Annotated in this window: 1 protein-coding gene and 3 pseudogenes; 3 read left to right on the top strand and 1 reads right to left on the bottom strand. The window is 72.4% G+C overall.

Going from position 1 to position 2,326, the window contains the following annotated elements; translation table 11 throughout:
* Positions 1 to 199, bottom strand: a pseudogene (locus I5E_RS08545) (cell division protein FtsZ); the annotation flags it as partial.
* A 2-nt stretch (positions 200 to 201) separates the two neighbouring features.
* On the opposite strand from I5E_RS08545, the pseudogene I5E_RS23455 reads away from it, so the two are divergent.
* The 3 genes and pseudogenes from I5E_RS23455 to I5E_RS08530 form a co-directional block, all read left to right on the top strand.
* Positions 202 to 438, top strand: a pseudogene (locus I5E_RS23455) (TCP-1/cpn60 chaperonin family protein); the annotation flags it as partial.
* A gap of 443 nt (positions 439 to 881) precedes the next feature.
* On the top strand, positions 882 to 1,697 hold the full coding sequence (locus I5E_RS08535) for an endonuclease domain-containing protein (RefSeq protein WP_148286908.1): 816 nt from the start codon (positions 882 to 884) through the stop codon (positions 1,695 to 1,697).
* Positions 1,694 to 2,326: pseudogene (locus tag I5E_RS08530) on the top strand (glycosyltransferase); the annotation flags it as partial. The gene I5E_RS08535 and the pseudogene I5E_RS08530, both read left to right, overlap by 4 nt.

Genomic DNA, 2,326 nt, shown 5'->3' with positions numbered 1-2,326 from the left:
CGACGATGAGCGTGTCGACCTCTTCCTTGAGCCCGGCGACGCCGTTCTCGGCCTGGGACTGACGACGCTTGCCCTCGAAGCTGAACGGCTTCGTGACGACACCGATGGTGAGGGCGCCGATGGACTTGGCGATGCGGGCGACGACGGGCGCACCACCCGTGCCGGTCCCACCACCCTCACCGGCGGTCACGAACACCATGTGTCGCCGCCAAGGTCCGCGAGCTCGAGTCGGGTCACGGCCTCAACGCCGCGACCGGTGAGTACGTCGACCTCGTCGCCGCGGGCATCATCGACCCGGCCAAGGTCACGCGCTCGGCGCTGCAGAACGCTGCGTCGATCGCCGGTCTGTTCCTCACGACCGAGGCCGTCGTCGCCGACAAGCCCGAGAAGTCCCCGGCCATGCCGGCCGGCGACCCCACGGGTGGCATGGACTTCTAGTCCGTCGTTCCGGAAGGGCCCCGCACGCTGCGCGTGCGGGGCCCTTCCGCGTGCGGGGCCCTTCCGCGTGCGGGGGGTGCGGGTGAGTGCGGCGCGCGGGTGCGGGCGGCGCGCGGGTGCCGGCCGGCCGTTGCACCGAGCGGGCGAAATACGTCACGCTCGGGGCGCTCCGGCGGCGTATCCCGCCCGCTCGGCGCTCAACGCGCGGCGTGTCCTGCCCGCCCGGTCCGCGGGTTCCTCACGCACAGGAGGCGCGGCCCGGCGGTTCTCCACAGGTTGCGGTTCCGAGAGCTCACGCCGAGCGCCTCGTCGAGACGATTGAGCGCATGCGTGATGCTTCCCGTCTTCCGGATCCGTTCCGCCATGCGCCGTTCCGTGTGCGGGACGCCCTCGCGCGGCACGTCCCTGCCGGCCGACTCCGCCGACGCGACCTCGAATCGCCCGTGCACGGTGTGCGCACCCGGGCGGGCTCGGCCACCAGTCGGATCGATGCGATAGCCGTGGTGCTCCGAATCGATCAGCACTTCAGCCACACGAGCGCCGCGGTCATCTGGGGTGCCCCGTTGCCGTCGGCGGTCCGGGAAGGGCCGGTCCACGTCACCTCGACCTCGGACACCGCGATGCGCCGCAACGGAGTGGTGGGCCATCGCTCCGCAGCGCCGGACGTCCGGCAGCGTGGCGGCAAACGGGTGAGTGCGCCGGCGCAGGCCTGGTTCGAGTGCGCCGGGATCCTCGACCTTGTCGATCTCGTGGTGCTCGGCGACCACTTCGTGGGGCGGAGTGGACTCTCGACCGTCGATGAGCTGGCGAATGCGATCCGTCCTGGTGCGCGGGCGTCTCGAGCGGCACGCGCAGCGCTGGCCCTGGTCCGTGTCGGTGCAGAGTCAGCGATGGAGACGCGCTTCCGGCTCGCTGTGGTCCACGCGGGATTCGCCGAGCCGCAGCTCAACATCGACGTCCTCGATGAGGCCGGTGTCTTCCTCGGACGAGTCGACATGGCGTGGCCGGAGTACCGGATCGCACTGGAGTACGACGGCGACCACCACCGGGAGCAGGAGACCTTCCGGCACGATCAACGCCGCCGCAACGGCTTCGAGGTGAACGGGTGGCTCGTGATCCACGTCACCGCCGCGGATGCCGCGCGCCCGGCTGTCATGTTCGAGCGACTGCGGCAGGCGTTCGTGCTGCGAGCGGGCGGGACACGCCGCAACCTCGATGCCGAGCGGGCGCTTCTCGCCGATTCGGAGCGCCGAGTGTGACGTATTTCGCCCGCTCGACGACGCATGCCGGCGGGGCGGGGCGGGCCCGACGGGGCGGGCTCGGTGGGCGCGGGCCCGGCGGGCGCGGGCGCGGGCCCGGGCGCGGGCCCGGGCGCCGCGCGGCGCCCGCGCTCAGGCGCCGGCGGGCGCGGGGGCCGCGGGCGGGGTGTAGTCGCGGGGGAGGCGCCGACCTCGTGCACTCGCACACCTGGTACGCGAACGCGGCCGGCCGGATCGCGCAGCTGACCTACGGCATCCCGCACGTCGTCACGGCGCACAGCCTCGAGCCGCTGCGCCCCTGGAAGGCCGAACAGCTCGGCGGCGGCTACCGGCTCTCGAGCTGGATGGAGCGCGAGGCGTTCGAGCAGGCCGACGGCGTGATCGCCGTGTCCAAGGCCATGCGTGCCGACATCCTCCGGTCGTACCCGTCGATCGACCCGTCGAAGGTGCACGTCGTCTACAACGGCATCGACATCGACGAGTGGAAGCCGAACCGTCGACGAGGACGCCGTGCGCGCACTCGGGATCGACCCGACGCGCCGCTCGGTCGTGTTCGTCGGACGGATCACCCGGCAAAAGGGCCTGCCCTACCTGGCTCGCGCGGTCGCGACGCTGCCGGAGGAACGTGC

Source organism: Curtobacterium sp. B18 (genome assembly GCF_000333375.1).
GTDB lineage: Bacteria > Actinomycetota > Actinomycetes > Actinomycetales > Microbacteriaceae > Curtobacterium.
This window is presented reverse-complemented; position numbering and strand designations above follow the sequence as displayed.